Below are 23,896 nucleotides of genomic sequence, written 5' to 3'. Positions count from 1 at the left end.
ATCGGTGGGGGCCGGTATCAGGGGGCGAGACGAGCGGTGCGGCATCCGGGGTGCGCCACGTCGGTGGCGGACAGCGGCGGCTGTTCCACGGATGCCGTCGAGACCGTGCAGGCCCGCTCCTGGACACTGGGGGGTGTTTCCATGGGACGGATCCGCGTCCTCGTGGTCGACGACCACCGAATATTCGCCGAGTCGCTCGCCGCCGCACTGGCGGCCGAGCCCGACGTCGACGTCTCCGCCGCCGGCAGCGACGCCGCGGCGCAACGATGCCTGGAACGGGCGGCCGCCGACGGACGGCGCTACAACGTCCTGCTGGTCGACGCCGACCTCGGCACCGGCGCCGTACGGCCACCGGCCGTACCGGCGCTCCAACGGGTGCCCGAGCAGCGGACCGCGGAACAGCCGGCCCCGGCCGTCCAGCACATCGGCGGCGGCCGCGAGAGCGCCCACCCCGCCGGTGACGGCATCGCCCTGGTCGAACGGGTGCGCAACGACCACCCCGGCACCAGGACCGTCGTGCTCGCCGAACGGGACGACCCCCGCCGGGCCGCCAGAGCCCTCCAGGCCGGGGCATCCGGCTGGGTGGCCAAGGACTGCTCGCTCAGCCGCCTGCTCGCCGTCGTCCGCGGAGTACTGCGCGACGAGACCCACCTGCCGCCCGCCCTCCTGACCGGTGTCCTGCGCGAGCTCACCGCCGCCCGCCGCCACCGCACGGAGAGCGAACGGCTCGTCGAGTCGCTCACCCCGCGCGAACAAGAAGTGCTGCGCTGCATGGTCGCGGGGCTCGGTCGCAAGGCCGTCGCCGAACGGCTCTACCTGTCACCGCACACCGTCCGCACCCATATGCAGAACGTCCTCGGCAAGCTCGGCGTCCACTCGACTTTGGCAGCGGTGGCACTCGCCCGCCGCGCCGGAGTGGGACCGGTGGACCTGGGAACGGCGGGGAGCAACAGGAACAGCGGCTGACCCGCAGCGCCGTGAGACGACGGCCAACGGCAGCCGCCCACCCGCGGGGGAGCGGGCGGAACCAAGGGGGGAGCCCCGGGTAGGGGTCCGGGACGCCCATTCAACTTCGGCTGGGGAATCGGAGGGGCGAATGGTGCTTCGGCATGCGCGCGAGGTGGGGGACTCTTTAACACCAGGCCTGAGAACACTCGTCGTCGGAGCGGGATCCGCGGGCAGCGCCCTCGTGCGCGACCTCCTGCGGACCCCCGACTTCGGCCTCGTCCCGGTGGGACTCGTCGACGACGACCCCGCCAAGGTCGGCACCGAGCACCTGGGACTTCCCGTCCTCGGGCCACTGGCCGACCTGACCCCGATAGCCCTGCGCCACCGGGCGCAGGTGGTGGCCCTGGCCATCCCGGGACTTCCCTCCCACGAGGTACGAAGACTCGCCAAGGCAGCCGGCGCCGCCGGGGCATCCGTGCGCTACCTGCCCTCGTTCCTCGCCGCGCTGCGCCGAGAGGTCGTCGGCACGGACATGAGGGCCCTCGACGTCGGCAGGCTCATCGGACGCAACGAGGTCCATGTGGCCAGCCCCGACGTCGCCTCCATCATCGGCGGCCGCCGGGTCCTGGTGACCGGCGCCGGCGGGTCCATCGGCAGCGAACTGTGCCGCCAGATCCACGCGTTCGGCCCCGCCAGGCTCTACATGCTCGACCACGACGAGTCCAATCTGCACCGCCTCCAGCTCGAGATCTGGGGCGAGGCACTGCTGACCGACGAATCACTCGTCATCGCCGACATCCGCGACCGCTCCAGGGTCCGCCACGTCTTCCGGACCCTGCGCCCCGACATCGTCTTCCACGCCGCCGCGCACAAGCACCTGCCGCTGCTCGAGCGCCACCCCTGCGAGGCCGTCAAGTCCAACGTCCTCGGCACCGCCCACCTGGTGGAGGCGGCGCTGGACGTCGGAGTGCAGCGGTTCGTGCTCATCTCCACCGACAAGGCCGCCGACCCCACCTCGGTGCTCGGCGCCAGCAAACGGCTGGCCGAACTCATCGTGCAGCGGCACGCCCGCGACGCCCGCAACCTGGGCACCGGCGTCTACAGCGCCGTCCGCTTCGGCAACGTCCTCGGCTCACGCGGCTCACTGCTGAGCGTGCTCGCCGAACAGATGGGCAGCGGCGGTCCGGTGACGGTCACCCACCCCGACGTCACCCGGTTCTTCATGACCATCGAGGAAGCGGTCGGCCTCGTCCTCGAGGCCGGGCGGATGTCCCGCGGCGGTGAGGTGTTCGTGCTCGACATGGGCGAACCGGTCCGCATCGTCGACCTCGTGCACAACTTCGCCGCCCAGGTGAACGCCGGGGACGTCGAGATCCGCTTCACCGGCCTGCGGGCGGGCGAGAAGCTCAACGAGGCACTGTTCTCCGCCGCCGAGGAACGGCTGCCCACCGTCCACCAGCGCATCTACGCCACCGTCTCGGAAGGAGAACCCGAGGACCTGGCCGGAGCCCTGACCGCGCTCTACGACGCCGCCGAGGACAACGACGACACCGTGGTGCGCAAACTGCTCGGCGACCTCCTGCCCGGCTACGCCACCGCCGAACTGACGACCGTCCAACTCCCGGTGGCCGCCGCCGCACCGTACCCGGACGGGTTCTGACCCGGCGGTACCCAAGTTGACCGTGCACCGTGCCCGGCCGAACGCACCCGGTTCGGCCGGGCACGCCGTCGTTCAGCCGGGCACGTTGTCCATGTTGTCGAAGGGCGCCACCAGATGCCGCAGCAGCGCCGCCAGATCATCGCGCTGCCGGTCCGATAGCTGCGCGAGGATCTCCCGCTCCTGCGCCAGCAGACCCGCCAGCGCCTGGTCCGCGCGGTCCTGGCCCTCCCGGGTCAGCCGCACCAGGACCCCCCGCCGGTCGCTGGGGTCGGGCTGACGCTCGACAAGGCCCTTCTTGGTGAGCCTGTCGATACGATTGGTCATCGTTCCCGAAGTGACCAGGGTTTGCGTCAGCAGTTGCCCCGGGGAGAGTTGGTACGGCGCACCCGCCCGACGCAGGGAGGTGAGTACATCGAACTCCCACGGCTCGAGACCGTGCTCGGAGAAGGCGATGCGGCGGGCCCGGTCGAGGTGCCGGGCGAGGCGGCTGACCCGGCTGAGCACTTCGAGCGGCTCCACGTCGAGGTCAGGGCGCTCTCTGCGCCACGCAGCCACCAACCGGTCGACCTCGTCCTCCATGGCGATCAGTGTAGTGGTTGTGTCGATGTGAAGTCTCTTGACGTCGAGATAGGAAGAGGAGCAAGCTCCCCCCAAGAAATCTTGACGTCGAGATACTTGGAACTTGACGACCGAAGAGGTGCGGCATGTCGAAAGCCCAAGCCACCGGACCCGCCAAACCCTCCGGGACATGGGACCCCCACCAATACCTCCGCTACGCCCACAACCGCTCCCGCCCCTTCCAGGACCTCCTGGCCCGCATCCCCCGCCTCCCCCACCACCACCAACCCCGCATCACCGACCTCGGCTGCGGCCCCGGAAACGTCACCATCACCATGTTCGACCGCTGGCCCACCGCCCGCATCACCGGCATCGACAACTCCGAAGAAATGCTCAAAGCCGCCACCGAAACCGCACCCCCACCCTCCCTCGAAAGCACCGCCAGCCTCGACTTCGACCTACGCGACGTCGCCGAATGGACCCCCAGCGAACCCCACGACCTGATCGTCTCCAACGCCACCCTCCAATGGCTCCCCCACCACGACCAACTCTTCCCCCGATGGATCAACGGCCTCCACCCCGCAGGCACCCTCGCCTTCCAAGTCCCCGGCAACTTCACCGCACCCAGCCACAGCCTCCTCCACGAAGTCGCCGCACGCCCCCGCTGGCGCCACCGCCTCGCCGACATCACCCGCGGATACGTCCACATCCACACCCCCGGCCGCTACCTCGAACAACTCACCACCCTCGGCTGCACCGTCGACGCCTGGGAAACCACCTACGTCCACGTCCTCCAAGGCGACGACCCCGTCCTCGACTGGGTCAAAGGCACCGCGCTGCGCCCCGTCCTCAGCGCCCTCGAAGACCCCCGCGAACAAGACGAATTCCTCACCGAATACGGCGCACTCCTGCGCGACGCATACCCCCGGGGCCCGGCCGGCACCCTCTTCCCCTTCCGCCGCGTCTTCGCCATCGCCACCAGGGCAAACGCATGATCAGCTCCCTCGACCACGTCCAACTCGCCGCACCACCCGGAAGCGAAGAACGCCTGCGCGCCTACTACCTCGACATCCTCGGCATGGCCGAGGCCGACAAACCCCCCGCGCTCGCCACCCGCGGCGGCTGCTGGTTCGAAGCCGGAGCCCTCAGACTCCACATCGGCATAGAAGCCGACTTCCGCCCCGCCAGAAAAGCCCACCCCGGAATCACCGTCACCGGCATCGAGGACTTCGCCCGCCGCATATCCGCCCGAGGAGCCACCGTCACCTGGGACGACAACCTCCCCGGCCACCGGCGCTTCTACTCCGAGGACCCCTTCGGCAACCGCCTCGAATTCCTCGAACCCACCACCTGACGGCACCGCGTGGAGCCCGGCCTCAGCTCTTGCGGTGACCGATCAGCCGAGGCTTGGGCTCCATGCCCTCCAAGCCGTTCCACGCCAGATTCACCAGATGCGCCGCCACCTCCGCCTTCTTCGGCTTACGCACATCCAGCCACCACTGCCCCGTCAGCGCCACCATGCCCACCAGCATCTGCGCATACATCGGCGCAAGCTTCGGATCGAACCCCCGGGCCTTGAACTCCAGACCCAAAATGTCCTCCACCTGCCGGGCGATGTCACTGATCAACGACGCGAAAGTCCCCGTCGACTGCGCCACCGGCGAATCCCGAACCAAGATCCGGAAACCGTCCGTCGACTGCTCGATGTAATCCAGCAGCGCGAAAGCCGCCTCCTCCAGCAACTCCCGCGGATGCCCCCCGGTCAGCGCACCCGTCACCATCTCCAGCAACATCCGCATCTCACGGTCCACCACCACCGCGTAAAGGCCCTCCTTCCCCCCGAAATGCTCATACACCACCGGCTTGGAAACCCCGGCCTTCGCCGCGATCTCCTCCACCGACGTGCCCTCGAATCCCCGTTCCGCGAACAGCGTGCGCCCGATGTCGAGCAATTGCTCGCGGCGCTCCTTGCCGGTCATCCGAACACGGGCGCGCCCGCCGCCCGATGAACGGGTACGGCGGGCGCTGGATCCGTTCCTGCTCTTATGACTGCCGCTCGGATCGTTCACAGCATCAATCATGCCGCTTCTGTGATGTCGCCCTTGCGGCGGGCGGCAATGCGCTCGGCATCGGGCCAGCGCACATCCGTGGCCCAGCCCAGCTGCTCGAACCAGCGGATGATCCGGGCGCTGGAGTCGATCTGGCCCCTGAGCACGCCATGACGGGCGGACGTCGGGTCGGCGTGGTGGAGGTTGTGCCACGACTCGCCGCACGACAGGACCGCCAGCCACCACACGTTCCCCGACTTGTCCCGGGACTTGAACGGGCGCTTGCCCACCGCGTGGCAGATGGAGTTGATCGACCAGGTCACATGGTGGAGCAGGGCCACCCGCACGAGCGACCCCCAGAAGAACGCGGTCGCCGCGCCCTGCCAGGACATCGTGACCAGCCCGCCGACCAGCGGCGGGATCGACAGCGACACGATCGTCCACAGCACGAACTGGCGCGAGATCCGGCGGATCATCGGGTCCTTGATCAGGTCCGGCGCGTACTTGCCCTGGGGGGTCTGCTCTTCGTCGAACATCCACCCCATGTGCGCCCACCACAGCCCCTTGAGCAGGGCGGGCACGGTCTCGCCGTAGCGCCAGGGCGAGTGGGGGTCGCCCTCGGCGTCGGAGAACTTGTGGTGCTTGCGGTGGTCCGCGACCCACCGCACGATCGGCCCCTCGACGGCGAGGGACCCGGCGATGGCCAGGGCGATCTTCAGGGGCCGCTTCGCCTTGAAGGAGCCATGGGTGAAGTGACGGTGGAAGCCGATGGTGATGCCGTGGCAGCCGATGTAGTACATGACGACCATCAGCGACAGGTCCAGCCAGCTCACCCCCCAGCCCCAGGCGAAGGGGACGGCGGCGATCAGGGCGATGAACGGAACACCGATGAAGAGGCCGAGCGTGATCTGCTCGATGGATCCCTTGCTCTCACCCCCGAGCGTCGCCAATGGCTGGGCGTCGGGTGCTGCGGTATTCGGGGCGTCGTCGATCACGTCGGGAGTTGTGGTCATGAGCGTCCCTCGTCAGGCTCGCGGGGATGGGGGGGAGTGTGGGCTACGGTTCCGTAACCTACGGCGCCGTAAGTATGGCAGTGCCTCGGGCTGGGGGAGTACCCCGACCTTCGGCTTTCATCCCGGTGGAGTGTGCCCATTTGAGACGCGTTTACTAGTGGGAGCCTCCGGTAACGGCTTGAGTACATTCACTCGAAAATGTGAACCAACTCTGTCCGCCGGACAGGTGTACGGACCGTTTGCGAACGTGTGCGGTATGAGAGCGAAGACCGAGGCCCGCGAGCAGGCCAGGGAGCTGCGCAGGCAGGGCAGGACGTACGACGAGATCGTCGAGGCGCTGGGGGTGGCGAAGAGTTCGGTGTCCCTGTGGGTGAGGGACTTACCGAAGCCCGCTCCGCGAGCGGAGCACATGGCGATGATGCGGGAGGCCCGCTGGGGGCCGTACCGGAGGGAACGGGACATCCACCGTCAGGAGACGAAGCTGGCGGCGGCGAAGGAGGTCGGACAGCTCACCGACCGCGAGCTGTTCCTCGTGGGGGTGGGGCTGTACTGGGCGGAGGGTACGAAGAGCAAGCCGCACGCCCGGCGGGAGTACATCCAGTTCGTCAATAGTGATCCCGACGTGTTGAAGCTGTTCCTGCGCTGGCTGGAACTTCTCGGAGTGGAAGGTGGGCGGCGGCGGTTCACGGTGTCGATCCACGAGAGCGGGCAGGTCGCAGAGGCGGAGCGGTACTGGGCGGATCTTGCCGGGGTGCCAATCGAGTCACTGGGGAAGACGGTCATCAAGAAGCACAACCCGAAGACTGTCCGTAAGAACGTCGGGGACTCGTATCGGGGGTGCCTTGCTGTCTACGTCAGCGACAGCGCCGACCTATACCGTCGCATCGAAGGGTGGTGGTACGGCATAGTGGTTGCCAGCGCTCAGACGGCAGGTTCCGACGTGCCTTCTTGAGTGGAATTCCGCCGTGGTGTAATAGGCAGCACCAGGGTTTTTGGTACCCTTTGTCCAGGTTCGAGTCCTGGCGGCGGAGCTCAATCCTGGGCGGTGTGAACCCCCGGTATCCTGCACATGTCTTCCTGCCAGCGATGCCGAGGAGCCACCTCGTGAGCCCCACCCGTCCGGCTGCCGTAGTCGTACTCGCCGCGGGTGAGGGCACCCGCATGAAGTCCGCGACCCTCCCCAAGGTCATGCACCCCGTCTGCGGGCGCTCCCTCGTCGGGCATGTCGTCGCCGCCTCCCGCGAGCTCGCGCCCGAGCACCTCGTGGTGATCGTCGGGCACATGCGCGAGACGGTCGCCGAGCACCTCGCCGAGATCGACCCCGCCGCGCGCTCCGTCGTCCAGGAGGAGCAGAACGGGACCGGTCACGCCGTGCGGGTCGGGCTCGAGGCGCTCGCCGCCGAGGGCGTCACCTTCGACGGCACCGTCATCGTCACCTGCGGCGACACCCCGCTGCTGACCGCCGACACGATGCGCGGCCTCGTCGCCGCGCACCAGGCCGACGGGAACGCCGTGACCGTGCTGTCCGCGCGCATGCCCGACCCCACCGGCTACGGGCGGATCGTGCGCTCCGCCGACGGTTCGGTGTCCGGGATCGTGGAGCACAAGGACGCCACCGACGAGCAGCGGGGCATCGACGAGATCAACTCCGGGGTGTACGCCTTCGACGGCAAGCTCCTCGTGCAGGCGCTGGGTCAGGTGCGCACGGACAACAGCCAGGGCGAGGAGTACCTCACGGACACCTTGGCGATCCTGCGCTCCGCCGGGCACCGGGTCGGTGCGGTGATCGCGGGGGACCATCGCGAGATCCTCGGGATCAACGACCGGGTGCAGCTCGCCGAGGCGCGCCGGATCCTCAACGGCCGGCTGACCGAGGCCGCGATGCGGGCGGGTGTCACGGTGGTGGATCCGGCCACGACGTGGCTCGACGTGCAGGTGACCTTCGAGCCCGACGCGGTGGTGCTGCCCAATACGCAGCTCCAGGGCGGCACGCATGTGGGGGTGGGTGCCCAGGTGGGTCCCAACTCCACGTTGAAGGACACGTTCGTCGGCGCCGGCGCGAACGTGAGCAACACCACGTCGGACAGCGCTCACATCGGCCCCGAGGCGAGTGTGGGCCCGTACGCGTACCTGCGGCCGGGGACCCGGCTGGGGCCGAAGTCCAAGGCGGGTACGTATGTCGAGATGAAGAACGCCCGGATCGGGGAGGGCACGAAGGTGCCTCACCTGTCCTATGTGGGCGACGCCACGATCGGTGAGTACAGCAACATCGGCGCGGCCAGCGTCTTCGTGAACTACGACGGTGTGACCAAGCACCACACGACGATCGGCAGCCACTGCCGGACCGGTTCGGACAATATGTTCGTCGCTCCGGTGACCATCGGGGACGGCGCGTACACCGCCGCCGGGTCGGTCATCACCAAGGATGTGCCCCCGGGTTCGCTCGCTGTGGCCCGCGGCCAGCAGCGCAATATCGAGGGCTGGGTGGCGCGCAAGCGCCCCGGCAGCGCTGCCGCGGAGGCGGCGCAGCGGGCTCGGGAGGGTGCGGGTGAGGGGGGTCCGGAGTGACCGGACTGTCACGTTCCGCGAGGTTCACGGGGGTGCTGTGCAGCGCGTACCGTGGGCCGTGCACACAATTTCCGCCGGCTCGCGTTTTTGCAGGGGCGAGGCTGCGTTGAACACCGAGGAGACAGTGCAGTGACCGGCATCAAGACGTCCGGCGAGAAGAAGCTGATGCTCTTCTCCGGTCGCGCTCACCCCGAACTGGCGGAGGAGGTGGCCGAGCAGCTCGGCGTCGGGATCGTTCCCACGAGGGCCTTCGACTTCGCCAACGGTGAGATCTATGTGCGTTTCCAGGAGTCGGCGCGTGGCAGCGACGCCTTCGTGATCCAGAGTCACACGGCTCCCATCAATACGTGGATCATGGAGCAGTTGATCATGGTGGACGCGCTGAAGCGGGCTTCGGCCAAGCGCATCACCGTGGTCATGCCGTTCTACGGCTATGCGCGCCAGGACAAGAAGCACCGCGGCCGTGAGCCGATCTCGGCGCGTCTGATGGCGGATCTGTTCAAGACGGCGGGGGCGGACCGGCTGCTGGCCGTGGATCTGCACACGGCGCAGATCCAGGGTTTCTTCGACGGTCCGGTGGATCACTTGTTCGCGCTTCCGCTGCTGGCGGACTACGTGGGCGAGAAGGTGGACCGGTCGAAGCTGACGGTGGTCTCGCCGGACGCCGGCCGGGTGCGGGTGGCGGACCAGTGGTGCGACCGTCTGGGCGCGCCGCTGGCGATCGTGCACAAGCGCCGGGACAAGGATGTGGCGAATCAGGTCACGGTCCACGAGGTGGTGGGCGAGGTCAAGGGCCGGGTGTGTGTGCTGGTGGACGACATGATCGACACCGGTGGGACGATCTGCGCCGCGGCGGACGCGCTGTTCGAGAACGGTGCGGCGGATGTGCTGGTGGCGGCGACGCACGGTGTGCTGTCGGGTCCGGCGAAGGATCGGCTGAAGAATTCGCGGGTGAGTGAGTTCGTGTTCACGAATACGTTGCCGACGCCGGGTGAGCTGGAGTTGGACAAGGTCACGGTGCTGTCGATGGCTCCGGTGATCGCCAGTGCGATCCGTGAGGTGTTCGAGGACGGTTCGGTGACGAGCCTGTTCGACGACGTGCACTGAGCTGAGGCTGAGGCGAGGTGCACTGGGGCGAGGTGCACTGGGGCGTCCACTGAGATGTGCGTGGTGATGGATGGCGGGCCGTGGTTCCTTCGGGGGCCGCGGCCCGGTTTCGTCCCTGGCGTCCGGTGCGGGTAGACTCACGGGGTTGCCCGGCGAGGGACGCCCCATTCTCGGGGTTTCCGTTATCGACGTGCTCTTCGTACGCCCGTCGGGGCCGAGCGACTGACCGATCCATCGCAAGATCCCCATCGCTTTGTACGAGGAGCCCGCTGTGTCCGAGGTACGTATCGCCGCTGAACCGCGCACCGAGTTCGGCAAGGGCGCCGCTCGCCGTACCCGCCGCGAGGGCAAGGTCCCGGCTGTGGTGTACGGCCACGGCGCCGACCCGGTCCACCTGTCGCTTCCGGGCCACGACCTGATGCTCGCCCTGAAGACCCCGAACGTGCTGATCAGCCTGGACATCCAGGGCGGCGGCTCCGAGCTGGTCCTGCCGAAGGCCGTGCAGCGCGACCCGATCAAGGGTTTCCTGGAGCACGTCGACCTGCTCGCGGTCAAGCGCGGCGAGAAGGTCACCGTCGAGGTCCCGATCCACATCGAGGGCGAGCTGGCCCCGGGCGGCAACCTGCTCGAGCATGTGCTGAACACCCTTCCGATCGAGGCCGAGGCCACCCACCTGCCGGAGGCCGTGACGGTCTCGGTCGAGGGTCTGGAGTCCGGTGCCGCCATCCAGGCCAAGGACATCGAGCTGCCCGCGGGCTCGACCCTGGCGGTGGACGGGGACGCCGTGGTGATCCAGGTCGTGTCGGCGCAGGCCGAGGAGCCGGCCGCCGAGGCTGCCGAGGGTGAGGGCGAAGAGGCCGCTTCCGAGGCTTCCGAGGCCTGATCCGCGGGTCTTGCGATCCGCGTTCGACGTCAATGTGGGGCCTGTCTCCCGGCCGGGGGGCAGGCCCTGCGCCGATCTTCGGAGTTGTGAAGTGACGGACACCGCTGTCGGCCCGTGGCTCGTCGTGGGCCTGGGCAATCCCGGTCCCGAGTACGCGGGCAACCGCCACAATGTGGGGTTCATGGTCGCCGATCTGCTGGCCGGGCGGATCGGGGGGAGGTTCAAGAGCCACAAGAGCCGGTCCCAGGTGGTGGAGGGGCGGCTGTCGGGTGAGCGGGTGGTGCTGGCGAAGCCGATGTCGTTCATGAATGTCTCGGGTGGTCCGGTGACGGCGCTGCGGGACTTCTACAAGGCCGATGTGGGCCGGATCGTGGTGGTCCATGACGAGTTGGACATCGATTACGGGGCGCTGCGTCTGAAGAGGGGTGGCGGTGACAACGGGCACAACGGCCTGAAGTCGATCACGAAGTCGCTGGGGCCGGACTATCACCGGGTGCGGTTCGGGGTGGGGCGTCCGCCGGGGCGGATGGATGTGGCGGCGTTCGTGCTGAGGGACTTCTCCGGTTCGGAGCGCAAGGAGTTGGGGTACTTCGTGGACCGTGCCGCGGATTCGGTGGAGTCGCTGATCGCAGATGGGCTCGAAAGAGCCCAGGGCACCTATAACTCTTAATCGATCGTATTTGCGAGCATGTCGCGCTCGGGGTTTGACAGGGCGCGGGCGTTGGCCCAAGTATCCGGTCCCATGTCGGCGAAGGTGAAACGCGTCCCTCGCGGTCCGGTGCGGCGCATGGGCGAGCGGATGGTGGGCCTTGCGCTGCTCGCCAAGATCGTGGTTGTGGTCTGCCTGGTGTTCCTGGTCCTGGCGGGTGGTGTGTGGGTGTCGTGGCGTGCCTCCGAGGACGCGATGAACGGTGACCGGGTGCGCGGTGTGCTGACCGTATCGTCGTGTTCGAAGCATGTGTGCACGGGTGAGTTCATGGAGGACGGCACGGGGCGTGTCCGGCGGCGGATGAGGATCGACGAGTCGGTGGTGGGGCGGACCGGCGAGACGCTTCGGGTGGCGGTGAAGCCGGGGACGGACTCGGTGGTGCGGACGGGGCCGGCGGGGGTGCTGCACGCGTGGCTGCCGCTGGGCGGTGCGCTGTTGCTGGCGTCGCTGGTCCTGGTGGGTGGTCTGGGGCTGCGGCGCACCGGTTGGGTGGCGGGCATCGCGGGGGTGGCGCTGATGGGGGCTTCGTTCGTGACGTTGTGAGGCTCGCCGGCTCGGGGACGTGCCGTTCGGGCTCCCGGGTGGGTCGGGAGAGTGCCGGAGGGCCACCGCGAGGGGGATTCGCGGTGGCCCTCTCGGCTGTTCCGGGGCTGTTGGGCGCGGTTGTTCGGGCCGCCGGGTGGGGTCAGCCGGTGTTGCGCAGGCCGGCGGCCACTCCGTTGACGGTCAGGAGCAGGGCGCGGGCGAGCAGCGGGTCGGGCTCGTCGTCCTTGGCGGCGGCCTCGCGCTGGCGGCGCAGCAGGGATACCTGGAGGTAGGAGATCGGGTCGAGGTAGGCGTCGCGGATGGCGAAGGTCTGGCGCAGCGCCGGGGTGGCGTCGAGGAGGTCGTGTTCGCCGGTGATGGCGAGGACTTCCTTGACGGTGAGGGCGTGCTCGGCCTCGATGAGGGCGAAGATGTGCCGTAGTTCTTGGGGGACGAGGGTTTCGACGTAGTGGCGGGCGATCCGCAGGTCGGTCTTGGCCAGTGTCATTTCGACGTTGGACAGGAAGTTGCGGAAGAAGTGCCAGTTCTCGTGCATTTCGGCGAGTGCGTTGTCGAGTCCTGCCTGGCGGGCGGCGGCGAGGCCGGAGCCGACGCCGAACCAGCCGGGGACGATCTGGCGGGACTGTGTCCAGCCGAAGACCCAGGGGATGGCGCGCAGCCCGTCGAGGCCGGCGCCGCTGTCGGGGCGGCGGGAGGGGCGGGAGCCGAGGTGGAGGGAGGCGAGTTGGTCGACGGGGGTGGAGGCGAAGAAGTAGGCGGGCAGGTCGGGGTCGTCGACGAGTTTGCGGTAGGCGGTGTACGCGGCGTCGGAGACGGTGTCCATGCAGGAGTCCCAGCGGGCGAGTGCTTCGGGGGACTGGCGCGGTGAGGTGTGCAGGGCGCTGGCCTGGAGGGTGGCGGAGACGGTGAGTTCGAGGTTTTCCCTGGCCAGGGAGGGGATGAGGTATTTGTCGGAGATGACCTCGCCCTGTTCGGTGACCTTGATGGCGCCTTCGAGGGTGCCCCAGGGCTGGGCGAGGATGGCGTCGTGGGAGGGGCCGCCGCCGCGGCCGACGGTGCCGCCGCGGCCGTGGAAGAGCCGCAGGCGTACGCCGTGGCGGTGGGCGACGTCGCGGAGTCTGCGCTGGGCGCGGTGGATCTCCCACTGGGAGGTGGTGATGCCGCCGAATTTGGAGGAGTCGGAGTATCCGAGCATGACCTCCTGGACGTCGCCGCGCAGGGAGACCAGGCGGCGGTAGGAGGGGTCGGAGAGCATTTCGTCGAGGAGCCGGTCGGCTTCCTTGAGTTCGTCGGTGGTCTCCAGCAGCGGCACGATGCCGATCTTGGCGACTGCGCCGTGCAGGTCGACGAGGCCGGCTTCGCGGGCGAGGACGGCGGCGGCGAAGACGTCGTCGGCGCCGAGGCACATGGAGATGATGTAGCTCTCGACGATGTCCTCGCCGAAGCGCTCGAAGGACTCGCCGATGGTGCGGAAGACGCCGAAGGTCTTGGCTCCGGCGGGGTCGAGCGGGGGCGGGGTGGGGGACAGGGGCCGCCGTGACCTCAGTTCCTTGGACAGGAGCTTGGCGCGGTATTCGCGGGGCATGTCGGCGTAGCGCCAGGCTTCTTCGCCGAGGCGGTCGAAGAGCTGGCCGAGGGCGTGGTGGTGGGCTTCGGCGTGCTCGCGTACGTCCATGGTGGCGAGTTGGAGGCCGAAGGCGGACAGGACGCGGATGGTGCGGGCGAGGCGGCCGTCGGCGATGAGTTCGCCGCGGTGGGTGCGCAGGGATTCCTGGATGACCAGGAGGTCGGCGATGAGTTCGCGGGTGCCGAGGTAGTCGCGGCCGGGGGCGTGGGGGGTGCCTTTGGCGAGGCGCTCGCGGGTGTTGACGAGTTTTTGTCGGATGCAGGTGGCCTTGAGCCGGTAGGGCTCCTCGGCGTTGAGCCGCTTGTAGCGGGGGCTGATCTCGGGGAGTACGGCGAGGTCCTGCTCGAGGCCGGCGAGGAGTTCTTCGCCGGCGCCGCTGTTGCGGATGGAGTTCGACAGGGCGCCGCGCAGGGAGTCGATGGCTTCGAGGGCCTCGGTGATGCCGTGCTCGTGCTGGAGGATGAGGACGTCGAGGGTGACGTCGGGGGTGACATTGGGGTTGCCGTCGCGGTCGCCGCCGATCCAGGTGCCGAAGGTCAGGGGGCGGCTGTCGGCGGGCAGGTCGACGCCGATGCGGGCGAGTTCGGCGGCGAGGTCTTCGAGTACGTCGCCGACGGCGCCCTTGTGCAGTTCGTCGAGGTAGTAGATGGCGTTGCGTGCTTCGTCGGCGGGTTCGGGGCGGACGACGCGCAGCTCGTCGGTCTGCCAGATGAGGTCGATGTTCTCGGCGAGCCGCAGGTCGACGCGGCGGCGCTCGTAGCCGCTCTGGGGCAGGTCGAGGAGTTCGGCGATGCGGCGCAGCTTGTTCAGGACGCTGCGGCGGGCGGCCTCGGTGGGGTGGGCGGTGAAGACGGGCCGCACCTCGAGGTTCTTGACCGATTCGCGCAGGTGGTCGGGGTCGGCGCCGGAGTCGGCCATGAGGTCGGCGGTGCGGGCGAGCAGGCTTCCCTGTTCGGCGCGCCGGTTGCGCAGTTCGCGGCCGCGGTGGACCTGCTCGGTGATGTTGGCCAGGTGGAAGTAGGTGGAGAAGGCCCGTACGAGCTTGGCGGCGGTCTGCAGGTCGGTGTCGCCGAGGAGCTCGGCTGCGGCCTCGCCGTCGGTGCGGGTCAGGGCGCGCACCTTCTCCACGAGGTCGAGCAGTTCCTTGCCCTCTTGGCGGACGAGGGTCTCGCCGAGCAGGTCGCCGAGGCGGCGGATGTCCGCGCGCAGGGCTGCGTTTGCGGTGTCGGCGTTGCTCACGGGGTGCGGCTCCTCAGGGCGTGACTGGCAACGGCGGGGTGCGGACCGCGCTGTCCGACCTGACCAGAATAGTTGCAGGCGGCGGGCGGGGCGTCGGGTATCCGTGTGGCGGACAGGGGGCGTGTAAGGGGTGGATTGGTAAAGACCACCGGGAGGGTCGCCGGGTTGGCGCTTAGGCTGGCGGGTATGAGTGCGACGGGGGCTGTGGGTACCGAGGGTGGGGCTGGGGGCAAGGGCCGTGCTTCCTCCTTGGTCGAGGGGGGCTCGGTGGCCGCGGGAGTGTGGTGGTGGGCGCGTCGGCGCGGTGTGGTGCTGGATGTTGTCCTGGCGGTGCTCTCGGCGGTGGAGTGTGCGGTGGAGGGCGCCTCGTTCGCCCACAAGGTGGGGGTGCCGTCGCCGCCGTTCGTGCTGGTCGGGCTGGTGGCGGGGGCGTCGTTGCTGCTGCGCCGCCGGTGGCCGGTGGCGGTGGTGCTGGTCAGTGTGGCGGTCACTCCTATGCAGGTCGGCATCCTGCTGAGCCTGGTCGGCCTGTACACGCTGGCGGCGTCCGCGGTGGTGCGCCGGATCACTTTCTCGCTTTCGGCGCTGAACACGTTGGGCACGTTCGTGGTGACCCTGCTGGATGTGCACCGTGATCAGGCGCATGTCCGCGAGGGCGGGTACACGATGCCGCTGTCGGGGCAGATCCTGACGTCGTCGCTGGTGGCGGTGGGTGTGACGGTCGCGCCGCTGCTGCTGGGCCTGTACATCGGGGCGCGGCGGCGGCTGGTGGAGAGCCTGGTGGACCGGGCGGACGGCCTGGAGCGGGAGCTGGCGCTGCTGGCGGAGAAGGCGTCGGAGCGGGCGCGGCTGGCGCGGATAGAGGAGCGGACGCGGATCGCGCGGGAGATGCACGATGTGGTGGCGCACCGGGTGAGTCTGATGGTGGTGCACGCGGGGGCGTTGCAGGCGGTGGCGGTGAAGGATCCGGAGCGGGCGGCGCGCAACGCCGAGCTGCTCGGTGACATGGGCCGGCAGGCGCTGGACGAGTTGCGGCAGATGCTGGGGGTGCTGCGGGCGAACGAGCCGGGGGAGTCCGGGCCGGTGCCGCAGATGCCGTCGGCGGCGCCGGGGACGGTGGTGGCGCCGGGGACGGAGGTGGCGCCCGGGACGGTGGTGGCGTCGGTGGCGTCGGTGGTCGCGGCCCAGGCGGCGGCGCTGGCGGCGGTGGCGTTGGAGGCGGACGCCCGGGCCGGGGCGGACGCTCCCGGGGAGGTCGCCGAGGTCGCCGAGGTCGCCGAGGTCGCCGAGGGCGGTCAGGACGGTCCGGCACTGGGCGATGTCGGCAAGCTGGTGGAGGAGTCGAGGGCGGCCGGGATGGCGGTGGACCTGTCGGTCGAGGGGGAGCGGCGCCCGCTGGCGGCGGAGGCCGAGCGCACGGCGTACCGGGTGGTGCAGGAGGCGCTGACGAATGTGCACAAGCACGCCCCGGGTGCGAAGGCGCGGGTCAGGGTGGCCTACCGGGAGGCGGAGATCGCGGTCCTGGTGGAGAACGGTCCTTCCGACGGGCGGCCCTCGGCGGCCCTGCCCAGCGGCGGGAACGGGCTGGTGGGCATGCGGGAGCGGGTGGTGGCGCTCGGCGGCGGTTTCGCGGCCGGCCCCCGGCAGGGGGGAGGCTTCCGGGTCTCGGCGATGCTGCCGGACGGCGGGCATTGACGGGCGGGCATTGACGGGCGGGCATTCACGGGCGGGCATGGACGGGTGGGCACCGGGGCCGGGGCGTCGCTGTCCGGCGACGCCGGTGGGAGGGGATGCCCGGCCTATGGGGCCGTTTCCACGGTGAGGCGCTCCGGCTGGATGCCGGAGATCAGTGTGGTCAGGGCCTGGTCGAGGTCGGGGCCGAGGAACCAGTCGCCGGTGTGGTCGAGGCTGTAGACGCGGCCCTGGGTGTCGATGGCCAGGGCCGCCCGCCCGCCGGCCTCCTCGCCCAGCGGGCTCACCTCGGTCTCCAGCGCCCGCCCGAGGTCGGAGAAGGTGCGCGCCAGGTGCAGGCCGCGCAGCGGGTCGAGGGTGAAGGGGGTGCGGGCGATCTGCCGTCCCGCGCCGCTCACCTCGACCCTCAGCCCCCCGAACTCCGCCCATGCCTCGACCGCCGCGGGGGACAGGCTGTGCTGGTGCCCGCCCGGTGAGGTGTGGGCCCGCAGCCGGTCCGCCCATGCCTCGGCCTGTGGCATGTCCCAGCGGCCCGGCTGCCAGCCCGCCTCGCGCAGGGCGGAGTCGACGATGGCGGGGAAACGAGCGGTGGTCATGCGCCGATCATGCTCCATCCACCGTCCGGACACCGAAGTGGTCGAGCATCGGGGCGCAGGAGCGGCACGGCGGGGCGAAGCTGCCGTGCTCGGGGTCGCCGTCCTCGCGTATGCGGCGGGTGGTGAGCTTGGCGTGCTTCAGGGCGCGTTTGGCCTCGCTGAGGCTGAGCGCCTTGCGGGAGGCGCGTTTGCTGCGCCCGTCGTCCACGGTGGTCAGGTACTGCGACAGCAGCACGGCCTCGGGACAGCGCCCGGTGAACCGTTCGCGCTGGGGGACGGGCAGGGCGTCGAGGAAGTCCCGCACGAGCGGGTGCAGGGCGGGGGCCTGCTCGGGCTTGCTGCCGGCGCAGGTGTAGGTCGAGCCCCTGACGGAGAGGGCGGCGGCGGCCGCCGGGAGTATCCCGTCGCGGTGGTGGCGCAGGGCGGGGGCGCGGCCGGGTGCTCGGGGTGTGGCGGTGGCCTGCCAGTCGAGCCTGGGGTCTGCCTGGTTCGCGGCGGTGGCCGCGGGTGGTCGTGGCTCTGCGTGCACGTTCACGATCATGGTCCCTTTCCGGCACGCTCCCCCGGCGTGCGGGCCTCAGCCTGCCAAAACCTGACGGGGCAACGGAAGACCGGGGTGCTCCCGCAGGGTGGATTGAGCGGCGCGTCACAGGTCTTCCCCGCTCTGTGTGACAGCGCGTGTTTGTGTGATTCTCCCTCGGTTGTCGGCGGTGCCCGCTAGCGTTCTTTCTCAGGAACTCGACATGCCCGCGGACCGGAAGGGGAGTCCGGCCGTGGGTTCCCCTCCTGCCGTGCCGGCCTCGTCCGGCCGGGGAGGGATGAGGGCTGGGGGGTAGTGAGCGATGTCAGCCATGCCATTATTGGACAGTCATGGACCTGGATCCGCGGAGCCCGTGGGGATCGCCGTCATCGGCGCGGGCTACTGGGGTCCGAACCTGATCAGGAACGCCCAAGCGGTGCCGGAGTTCTCGGTCCGCTGGCTGTGCGATCTGGACCTGGACAGGGCCGCACGGGTGCTCGGCCCGTACAGCACGGTGAGGGCGACGGAGTCGTTCGACGAAGTGCTGGACGATCCGGCGGTGCGCGCGGTGCTGATCGCGACGCCGGCGGGCAGCCATTACCGGCTGGCCAGGGCGGCCCTGGAGGCCGGTAAGCACGTCCTGGTGGAGAAGCCGATCACCACGCGGATCGAGGACGCGCTCGAGCTGGTGCGCGTGGCCGACGACCGCGGCCTTGTGCTCATGTGCGACCACACGTTCTGCTACACGCCGGTGGTGCGCCGGATCAGGGAGCTGATCAGGTCGGGGGACCTGGGGGACGTCCAGTTCTTCGACTCGGTGCGGATCAACCTCGGGCTGGTGCAGCCGGACGTCGATGTGCTGTGGGACCTGGCGCCGCACGACCTGTCCATCCTGGACTTCGTGCTGCCGGACGGGGTGGAGCCGGTCGGGGTCAGCGCGCAGGCGGCCGATCCGATCGGCGCGGGCCGCTCCTGCGTGGCCTATCTGACGGTGCATCTGTCCAGCGGCGCGCTGGCGCACTGCCATGTCAACTGGCTGTCGCCGACGAAGGTGCGCACCACGATCATCGGCGGCTCGCGGCGCACGGTGCTGTGGGACGACCTCAATCCCCAGCAGAGGCTGACCGTCTACGACCGCGGGGTGGATCTGACCCCGCCCGACCGGATGACCGAGGACATCAGGCACCGGGCGCTGGTGGCCTACCGCGTCGGCGACATGGTGGCTCCCGCGCTGCCGGAGCACGAGGCGCTGCTGGCGATGACGCAGGAGTTCGCGGCCTCGATCCTGCGGGGCAGGACGCCGCTGACCGACGGGCGGGCCGGGGCGCGGGTGCTGTCGCTGCTGCACGCGGCGACCCGCAGCCTGGAGGAGGGCGGGCTGACCGTGCCGGTCACGGGCGGCCGGCTCCCGCGGGTCCCCGGCGGGGCCCCGTTGGCGGCCCCGGCGGTCGGCGCGGCCGCGGTTGCCGGGACCGCTGGTCCCGCCTCTCCCGCCGTTGCGGCCGGCCGTGCCGCTTCGGCCGGAGGTGGTGCGCTGTGAGGAGCGTGAGCCTGTCGGGGAGCCGGTGCCTGGTCACCGGGGGCGCCGGGACGATCGGCTCCACGGTGGTGGACCAGCTGCTCGACGCGGGCGCCCGCGAGGTCGTCGTCCTCGACAGCTTCGTGCGCGGGCGCCTGCGGAATCTGTCGGAGGCGAAGCGCTCGGAGGCAAAGGGCTCGGCCGGGGCACGGCTGCGCACGGTCAAGGGCGACATCCGCGACCGGGGGCTGCTGCGGGGCCTGATGGACGGCACCGACGTGGTCTTCCATCTCGCGGCCATCCGCATCACCCAGTGCGCCGAGGAGCCGAGGCTGGCGCTGGAAGTGCTGGTGGACGGCACCTTCGACGTGCTGGAGGCGGCGGTGGAGGCGGGAGTCGGCAAGGTCGTGGCCTCGTCCTCCGCGTCGGTGTACGGGCTGGCGGACACCTTCCCCACCCCCGAGACGCAGTCGCCGTGGGCCAACGACACGCTGTACGGCGCGGCCAAGACCTTCAACGAGGGCCTGCTGCGCAGCTTCCACGCCATGTACGGCCTGGACTACGTGGCACTGCGCTACTTCAACGTGTACGGGCCGAGGATGGATGTGCACGGCCTCTACACCGAGGTGCTGATCCGCTGGATGGAGCGGATCGAGCAGGGGAAGCCGCCGCTGGTCTTCGGTGACGGCAGCCAGACGATGGACTTCGTGTACACCGAGGACATCGCCCGCGCCAATCTGGCGGCGGCCGGGGCCCCGGTGACGGACACCGTCTACAACATCGCCACCGGTACGGAGGTGTCGCTGCTGGGTCTGGCCGAGGCGCTGCTGAGGGCGATGGACTGCGATCTGCCGGTCGAGCACGGCCCGGAGCGCGCGGTCAACGGCGTGACACGCCGCCTGGCCGACATCTCCCGGGCCGAGGCGGAGCTGGCCTGGAAGCCCGAGATCGGCCTCGACGAGGGGCTGCGCCGGCTCGTGGCCTGGTGGCGGGAGGCGCGGTGATCCCCGTCATGGTGCCGTGGCTCGGCCAGGAGGAGGCCGAGGCCGCGGCGGAGGCCGTGCGCTCCGGGTGGGTGGCCCAGGGCCCCCGGGTGGAGCGGTTCGAACGGGCCTTCGCGCAGGCGCTGGGGGTGCGGCACGCGGTGGCGGTCTCGTCCTGCACCGCCGCCCTGCACCTGTGCCTGGTCGCGGCGGGGGTCGGTGAGGGCGACGAGGTCGTGGTGCCCTCCCTGTCGTTCATCGCCACCGCCAACGCGGTGCGGTACGTCGGCGCGGTGCCGGTCTTCGCCGACGTGGACGAGGAGAGCGGCAATCTGACGGCCGGTTCCGTCGAGCCGCTGCTGACCGCCCGCACCCGGGCGGTGATCGTCGTCGACCAGGGCGGGGTGCCCGTCGACCTCGACGGGGTGCGGGCGCTGTGCGAGCCGCGCGGCATCGCCGTCGTGGAGGACGCCGCCTGCGGGGCCGGAAGCACCTACCGGGGCGGGCCGGTGGGGGCGGGGGCGCGGCTGGCCGCGTTCTCGTTCCACCCGCGCAAGGTGCTCACCACCGGCGAGGGCGGCATGGTCACGTGCGACGACGGGGCGGTCGCGGCGCGGCTGCGGCGGCTGCGCGAGCACGGGATGAGCGTCGGCGCCGCCGAGCGGCACGCCTCCGGCAGCGCGGTGCCGGAGAGCTACGGCGAGGTGGGCTTCAACTACCGGATGACCGACATCCAGGCCGCGGTGGGGCTGGTGCAATTGCGCAAACTGCCCGCGATGGTGGCCAGGCGCAGGGAACTGGCGGAGCGGTACCGCGAGCTCCTCAAGGGGCTCCCCGGGGCCCGACTGGTCGGGGATCCGGCGCACGGCACGACCAACTACCAGTCGTGCTGGCTGCTGTTGGGCCGCGGCCACCCGATGCCGCGCAACGGGGTGCTGGCTCATCTGGCGGCGCGGGGGATCTCCGCGCGGCGCGGCATCATGGCCGCCCATCTGGAGCCGCCCTACGCCGGGAGCGAGCGGGTCCCGTTGCCGCACACCGAGCGGCTGACCGGGCACTCGCTGACGCTGCCGCTGTTCCACTCGCTCACCGCCGAGCAGCAGGACCGCGTGGTCGAGGCGCTGTTCGAGACCGCGGGCACCGTGGAGGGGTCGGGGGGCGGCGATGCCTGAGGACGACCGGATCCCGCTGGTGGACCTGGCGGCGGCGCACGCCGAGGTCGCCGACGAGGTGCGCGAGGGCTGGGCGCGGGTGGTGGACTCCACGGGGTTCCTCAAGGGCCCCGAAGTCGACGCCTTCGAGCGGGAGTTCGCTCGGTTCTGCGGGGTGCGGGCCTGCGTGGGCGCGGGCAATGGCACGGACGCCCTGGAGTTGGCCCTGCGCGCCCTGGACCTGCCGGCCGGCGGCGGGGTCGTCTGCCCGGCGAACACCTTCGTCGCCACGGTCGAGGCCGTGGTGCGGGCAGGGCTGCGGCCGGTGCTGGTCGACGTCGACGACGAGTGTCTGCTGATGGACCCCGAGGCCGTGCGCGCGGCCCTGGAGGAGGACCCGGGCGTGGCCGCCGTGCTGCCCGTGCACCTCAATGGGCAACTCGCCCCCATGGGGCCGCTGCTGGAGCTGGCGCAGGCCCACGGGCTGCCGGTGGTGGAGGACGCGGCCCAGGCCCAGGGCGCCCGTCAGGAGGGGCGCGCCGCCGGGAGCTGGGGCCGGGCGGCGGCCACGAGCTTCTACCCGGGCAAGAACCTCGGCGCCTACGGCGACGCGGGGGCGGTCCTCACCGGCGACGAGGCGGTGGAGCGGGCCGTGCGCATGATGGGCGACCACGGTTCGCGGCAGAAGTACGTGCACGAGCGGTTCGGTTTCAACTCCCGCCTGGACGCGCTCCAGGCGGTGGTGCTGAGGGCCAAGCTGCGCCGCCTCCCGGCCTGGAACGCCGCCCGCCGGGCCGCCGCCGCCCGCTACGACGCCCTGCTCCGCGGTGCCGAGGGGATACGCCCGCCGAGCACTCTTCCGGGCAATGAGCACGTCTGGCACCTGTACGCCGTGCGGGTGGAACGCCGTGACGAGGTGCTGACAGCGCTCCACGCGGCGGGGATCGGCGCGGGCGTGCACTATCCGGTGCCGGTGCACCGGCAGCCCGCGTTCGCAGGGCCCTCGACCGCGCGGGGCCGCTACCCGGTCACCGAGCGCGCCGCGGGCGAGCTGCTGACGCTGCCGTTGTTCCCGCAGATCACCGAGGCGCAGCAGCTGCGGGTGGCGGAGGCGCTGGGAAAGGCGGTCATGATCTGAGCCTGTCCGTGGCCGGGCCTGTCCGGCCGCCGCCATGTCACTGCGTCACGTCCCTGCGCCATGTCCCTGTCGAGTCCCTTTGCTTCACGCCGGGCGAGCGGAATGCTCGACCCTGCGCCGGAGCGTCCCCGCTCCGTCCGCCGGTGAGGAGCCGGTGGTGTTCACGGCGAACCGGTGGACCTCGTCAGTGGACACCGTCACCGGGCGGGTGGAGAACCGCCCGAGGCCAACCGGGCGCGGCGGCACGAGCCGACAGGCGGTGACATGAGCTGACGGGCGTGAGCCCGGACCGACCCGGACGCAGGGCGTCCGACCGTCGCGCGACCCCATAGGCTGTGGCCCAACAGTGTCATCCAGCAGGGGGCAACCGCAATGACGACAGGTCGGCCCGGTGCTCCGGCCACGCCCGGAGGACCGTTGCCCGGAGAAGGGACGCCGCCCAACGCGGCCTACGCCGGGCAGGTCGTGCACTTCCCGGACCCGGTCCGCGCAGCCCGCCACCCCCAAGGGGTGCAGGTGGACGAGGACGGCATCCCGGACTTCTCGCCCTACGCCCGGGCGGCCGCCGAGATCGCCGAGCCGCCCGAGGGCTTCGGCGTCGACGAGATGCGCCTGACCGACTACGTGTCCGCCAATGTCGCCCTCGCCCGCTCCGGCCACGAACTGTGGCGGAACCTCCCGGAGGTCGCCACCCCGCACGGCTGGACCTGGCACCACGTCGCCAACACCCGCGGCCTGGAGCTCATCCCCGTCGAGGTCAAGAGCCTGCTGCGCCACCACGGCGGCCTGGCCACCTCGACCGCCGACCACGCCAAGCGCGGCACCCGCCCGCTCCAGGACCAGCGCCCCGTCCACTTCGCCCTGCCCAAGGACCCGGTGGCGGTGACCGAGGAGCAGGTCCTCGGCGTCGAGGAGGACCTCGGCTACCGGCTGCCCGGCGCCTACCGGACCTTCCTCAAGGCGGCGGGCGGCTGCGCCCCCGTCGGGGTGGCGCTCGACCCGGAGCTCGGCCTCCTGCTCGACCAGCCGTTCTTCACCGTCCGCGACGAGGCCGCCGTCAACGACCTCGTGTACGCCAACAAGTGCCTGCGTGACCATCTGACCAAGGACTACCTGGCCATCGGCTACGTCCAGGGCGGGATCCTCGCCGTCAAGGTGAAGGGCGAGGGCAAGGGCACGGTGTGGTTCTGCGCCCACGACGACGCACGCGACCACGACGGGCGCTCCGTCCAGCAGCGGACGGAGGAACTGCTGCTGCCGTGCGGCGACGACCTGGACGCCTTCCTGCTGCGGCTGGCCGGGAACCCCCCTGAGCTGGAGACCGTGGCCAATCTGATGGTGGACGGCGGCTTCGCGTACGCCGTCCAGGTGGGGGAGTGAACCCCGTGAGC

At 70.6% G+C, this 23,896-nt stretch carries 23 protein-coding genes and 1 tRNA gene; 17 read left to right on the top strand and 7 right to left on the bottom strand.

The genetic code is table 11. From position 1 onward, the window contains the following. Positions 1 to 17 precede the first annotated feature (17 nt). The gene (locus IEY86_RS37545; RefSeq protein ID WP_265804502.1) at positions 18 to 143 is read right to left on the bottom strand and encodes a hypothetical protein; all 126 of its coding nucleotides are present in this window, start codon (positions 141 to 143) and stop codon (positions 18 to 20) included. On the opposite strand from IEY86_RS37545, the gene IEY86_RS14490 reads away from it, so the two are divergent. Next, the gene (locus IEY86_RS14490; RefSeq protein WP_189132069.1) at positions 142 to 966 is read left to right on the top strand and encodes a response regulator transcription factor; all 825 of its coding nucleotides are present in this window, start codon (positions 142 to 144) and stop codon (positions 964 to 966) included. The two genes, IEY86_RS37545 and IEY86_RS14490, sit on opposite strands and share 2 nt — an antisense overlap. A 130-nt stretch (positions 967 to 1,096) precedes the next feature. Beyond that, positions 1,097 to 2,608, top strand: coding sequence for a polysaccharide biosynthesis protein (locus tag IEY86_RS14485; protein ID WP_189132068.1), 1,512 nt, complete (start codon positions 1,097 to 1,099; stop codon positions 2,606 to 2,608). A gap of 72 nt (positions 2,609 to 2,680) precedes the next feature. Here IEY86_RS14485 and IEY86_RS14480 read toward each other — a convergent pair whose 3' ends face one another. Further along, positions 2,681 to 3,187 carry a MarR family winged helix-turn-helix transcriptional regulator gene (locus IEY86_RS14480; RefSeq protein WP_189132067.1) on the bottom strand — a complete coding sequence of 169 codons (507 nt, stop codon included), beginning with the start codon at positions 3,185 to 3,187 and terminating at the stop codon, positions 2,681 to 2,683. A gap of 125 nt (positions 3,188 to 3,312) precedes the next feature. On the opposite strand from IEY86_RS14480, the gene IEY86_RS14475 reads away from it, so the two are divergent. Together IEY86_RS14475 and IEY86_RS14470 are read left to right on the top strand one after the other, a co-directional pair. Next, positions 3,313 to 4,161 (top strand): trans-aconitate 2-methyltransferase, encoded by an 849-nt coding sequence (locus IEY86_RS14475; RefSeq protein WP_189132066.1) that lies wholly within the window; start codon positions 3,313 to 3,315, stop codon positions 4,159 to 4,161. Beyond that, positions 4,158 to 4,520 carry a VOC family protein gene (locus IEY86_RS14470; protein WP_189132065.1) on the top strand — a complete coding sequence of 121 codons (363 nt, stop codon included), beginning with the start codon at positions 4,158 to 4,160 and terminating at the stop codon, positions 4,518 to 4,520. The genes IEY86_RS14475 and IEY86_RS14470 overlap by 4 nt, the downstream gene beginning before the upstream one ends. A 22-nt stretch (positions 4,521 to 4,542) precedes the next feature. Here the strand turns inward: IEY86_RS14470 and IEY86_RS14465 are convergent, their stop codons facing one another. Together IEY86_RS14465 and IEY86_RS14460 are read right to left on the bottom strand one after the other, a co-directional pair. Then, complete coding sequence (locus IEY86_RS14465; RefSeq protein WP_189132064.1) at positions 4,543 to 5,247, bottom strand: TetR/AcrR family transcriptional regulator; 705 nt, start codon at positions 5,245 to 5,247, stop codon at positions 4,543 to 4,545. Beyond that, positions 5,244 to 6,227, bottom strand: a complete 984-nt coding sequence (locus IEY86_RS14460; RefSeq protein ID WP_189132063.1) for an acyl-CoA desaturase — start codon at positions 6,225 to 6,227, stop codon at positions 5,244 to 5,246. The genes IEY86_RS14465 and IEY86_RS14460 overlap by 4 nt, the downstream gene beginning before the upstream one ends. 256 nt (positions 6,228 to 6,483) lie before the next feature. Between IEY86_RS14460 and IEY86_RS14455 the strand changes: the two genes are divergently transcribed. From IEY86_RS14455 to IEY86_RS14425, 7 genes are all read left to right on the top strand, one after another. Then, positions 6,484 to 7,179, top strand: a complete 696-nt coding sequence (locus tag IEY86_RS14455; protein WP_229698421.1) for a hypothetical protein — start codon at positions 6,484 to 6,486, stop codon at positions 7,177 to 7,179. A gap of 7 nt (positions 7,180 to 7,186) precedes the next feature. Beyond that, a tRNA-Gln gene (locus tag IEY86_RS14450) sits at positions 7,187 to 7,258 on the top strand. A 73-nt stretch (positions 7,259 to 7,331) separates the two neighbouring features. Beyond that, positions 7,332 to 8,795, top strand: a complete 1,464-nt coding sequence (gene glmU, locus IEY86_RS14445) for a bifunctional UDP-N-acetylglucosamine diphosphorylase/glucosamine-1-phosphate N-acetyltransferase GlmU (protein ID WP_189132061.1) — start codon at positions 7,332 to 7,334, stop codon at positions 8,793 to 8,795. A 129-nt stretch (positions 8,796 to 8,924) separates the two neighbouring features. Further along, a complete protein-coding gene (locus IEY86_RS14440; RefSeq protein ID WP_189132060.1) occupies positions 8,925 to 9,902 on the top strand; it encodes a ribose-phosphate diphosphokinase in 978 nt (325 codons plus the stop codon). Between the two features lie 271 nt (positions 9,903 to 10,173). Then, positions 10,174 to 10,785 (top strand): 50S ribosomal protein L25/general stress protein Ctc, encoded by a 612-nt coding sequence (locus IEY86_RS14435; protein WP_189132059.1) that lies wholly within the window; start codon positions 10,174 to 10,176, stop codon positions 10,783 to 10,785. Positions 10,786 to 10,876: 91 nt separating this feature from the next. Beyond that, positions 10,877 to 11,455 (top strand): aminoacyl-tRNA hydrolase, encoded by a 579-nt coding sequence (gene pth, locus IEY86_RS14430; RefSeq protein WP_189132058.1) that lies wholly within the window; start codon positions 10,877 to 10,879, stop codon positions 11,453 to 11,455. 72 nt (positions 11,456 to 11,527) lie between these two features. Next, complete coding sequence (locus IEY86_RS14425) at positions 11,528 to 12,037, top strand: hypothetical protein (RefSeq protein WP_229698420.1); 510 nt, start codon at positions 11,528 to 11,530, stop codon at positions 12,035 to 12,037. A 142-nt stretch (positions 12,038 to 12,179) separates the two neighbouring features. On the opposite strand, the gene ppc is transcribed toward IEY86_RS14425, so the two are convergent. Beyond that, on the bottom strand, positions 12,180 to 14,906 hold the full coding sequence (gene ppc / locus IEY86_RS14420) for a phosphoenolpyruvate carboxylase (protein ID WP_189132057.1): 2,727 nt from the start codon (positions 14,904 to 14,906) through the stop codon (positions 12,180 to 12,182). 186 nt (positions 14,907 to 15,092) lie between these two features. Between ppc and IEY86_RS14415 the strand changes: the two genes are divergently transcribed. Beyond that, positions 15,093 to 16,601: a sensor histidine kinase gene (locus IEY86_RS14415; protein ID WP_189132056.1), complete on the top strand. Its 1,509-nt coding sequence runs from the start codon at positions 15,093 to 15,095 to the stop codon at positions 16,599 to 16,601. 104 nt (positions 16,602 to 16,705) lie between these two features. Here IEY86_RS14415 and IEY86_RS14410 read toward each other — a convergent pair whose 3' ends face one another. Then, on the bottom strand, positions 16,706 to 17,194 hold the full coding sequence (locus tag IEY86_RS14410) for an SUKH-3 domain-containing protein (RefSeq protein ID WP_189132055.1): 489 nt from the start codon (positions 17,192 to 17,194) through the stop codon (positions 16,706 to 16,708). Between the two features lie 7 nt (positions 17,195 to 17,201). Further along, positions 17,202 to 17,735, bottom strand: coding sequence for a YwqJ-related putative deaminase (locus IEY86_RS14405; protein ID WP_189132054.1), 534 nt, complete (start codon positions 17,733 to 17,735; stop codon positions 17,202 to 17,204). 352 nt (positions 17,736 to 18,087) lie between these two features. Between IEY86_RS14405 and IEY86_RS14400 the strand changes: the two genes are divergently transcribed. The 5 genes from IEY86_RS14400 (at position 18,088) to IEY86_RS14380 (ending at position 23,885) form a co-directional block, all read left to right on the top strand. Beyond that, positions 18,088 to 19,254, top strand: a complete 1,167-nt coding sequence (locus tag IEY86_RS14400) for a Gfo/Idh/MocA family protein (RefSeq protein ID WP_229698419.1) — start codon at positions 18,088 to 18,090, stop codon at positions 19,252 to 19,254. Next, positions 19,251 to 20,237, top strand: a complete 987-nt coding sequence (locus IEY86_RS14395; protein ID WP_189132053.1) for an NAD-dependent epimerase/dehydratase family protein — start codon at positions 19,251 to 19,253, stop codon at positions 20,235 to 20,237. The genes IEY86_RS14400 and IEY86_RS14395 overlap by 4 nt, the downstream gene beginning before the upstream one ends. Next, on the top strand, positions 20,234 to 21,388 hold the full coding sequence (locus IEY86_RS14390) for a DegT/DnrJ/EryC1/StrS family aminotransferase (protein ID WP_229698418.1): 1,155 nt from the start codon (positions 20,234 to 20,236) through the stop codon (positions 21,386 to 21,388). Before IEY86_RS14395 ends, IEY86_RS14390 begins: the two co-directional genes overlap by 4 nt. Beyond that, positions 21,381 to 22,505: a DegT/DnrJ/EryC1/StrS family aminotransferase gene (locus IEY86_RS14385; protein ID WP_189132052.1), complete on the top strand. Its 1,125-nt coding sequence runs from the start codon at positions 21,381 to 21,383 to the stop codon at positions 22,503 to 22,505. Before IEY86_RS14390 ends, IEY86_RS14385 begins: the two co-directional genes overlap by 8 nt. 372 nt (positions 22,506 to 22,877) lie before the next feature. Further along, entirely contained in the window at positions 22,878 to 23,885 is a 1,008-nt protein-coding gene (locus IEY86_RS14380) for an SMI1/KNR4 family protein (protein ID WP_189132051.1), read from the top strand. Positions 23,886 to 23,896 lie beyond the last annotated feature (11 nt).

Source organism: Wenjunlia tyrosinilytica (assembly GCF_014646055.1).
Lineage (GTDB): Bacteria > Actinomycetota > Actinomycetes > Streptomycetales > Streptomycetaceae > Wenjunlia > Wenjunlia tyrosinilytica.
The sequence above is the reverse complement of the archived record's forward strand: the minus strand, read 5'-3'. Positions and strand labels throughout refer to the sequence as shown.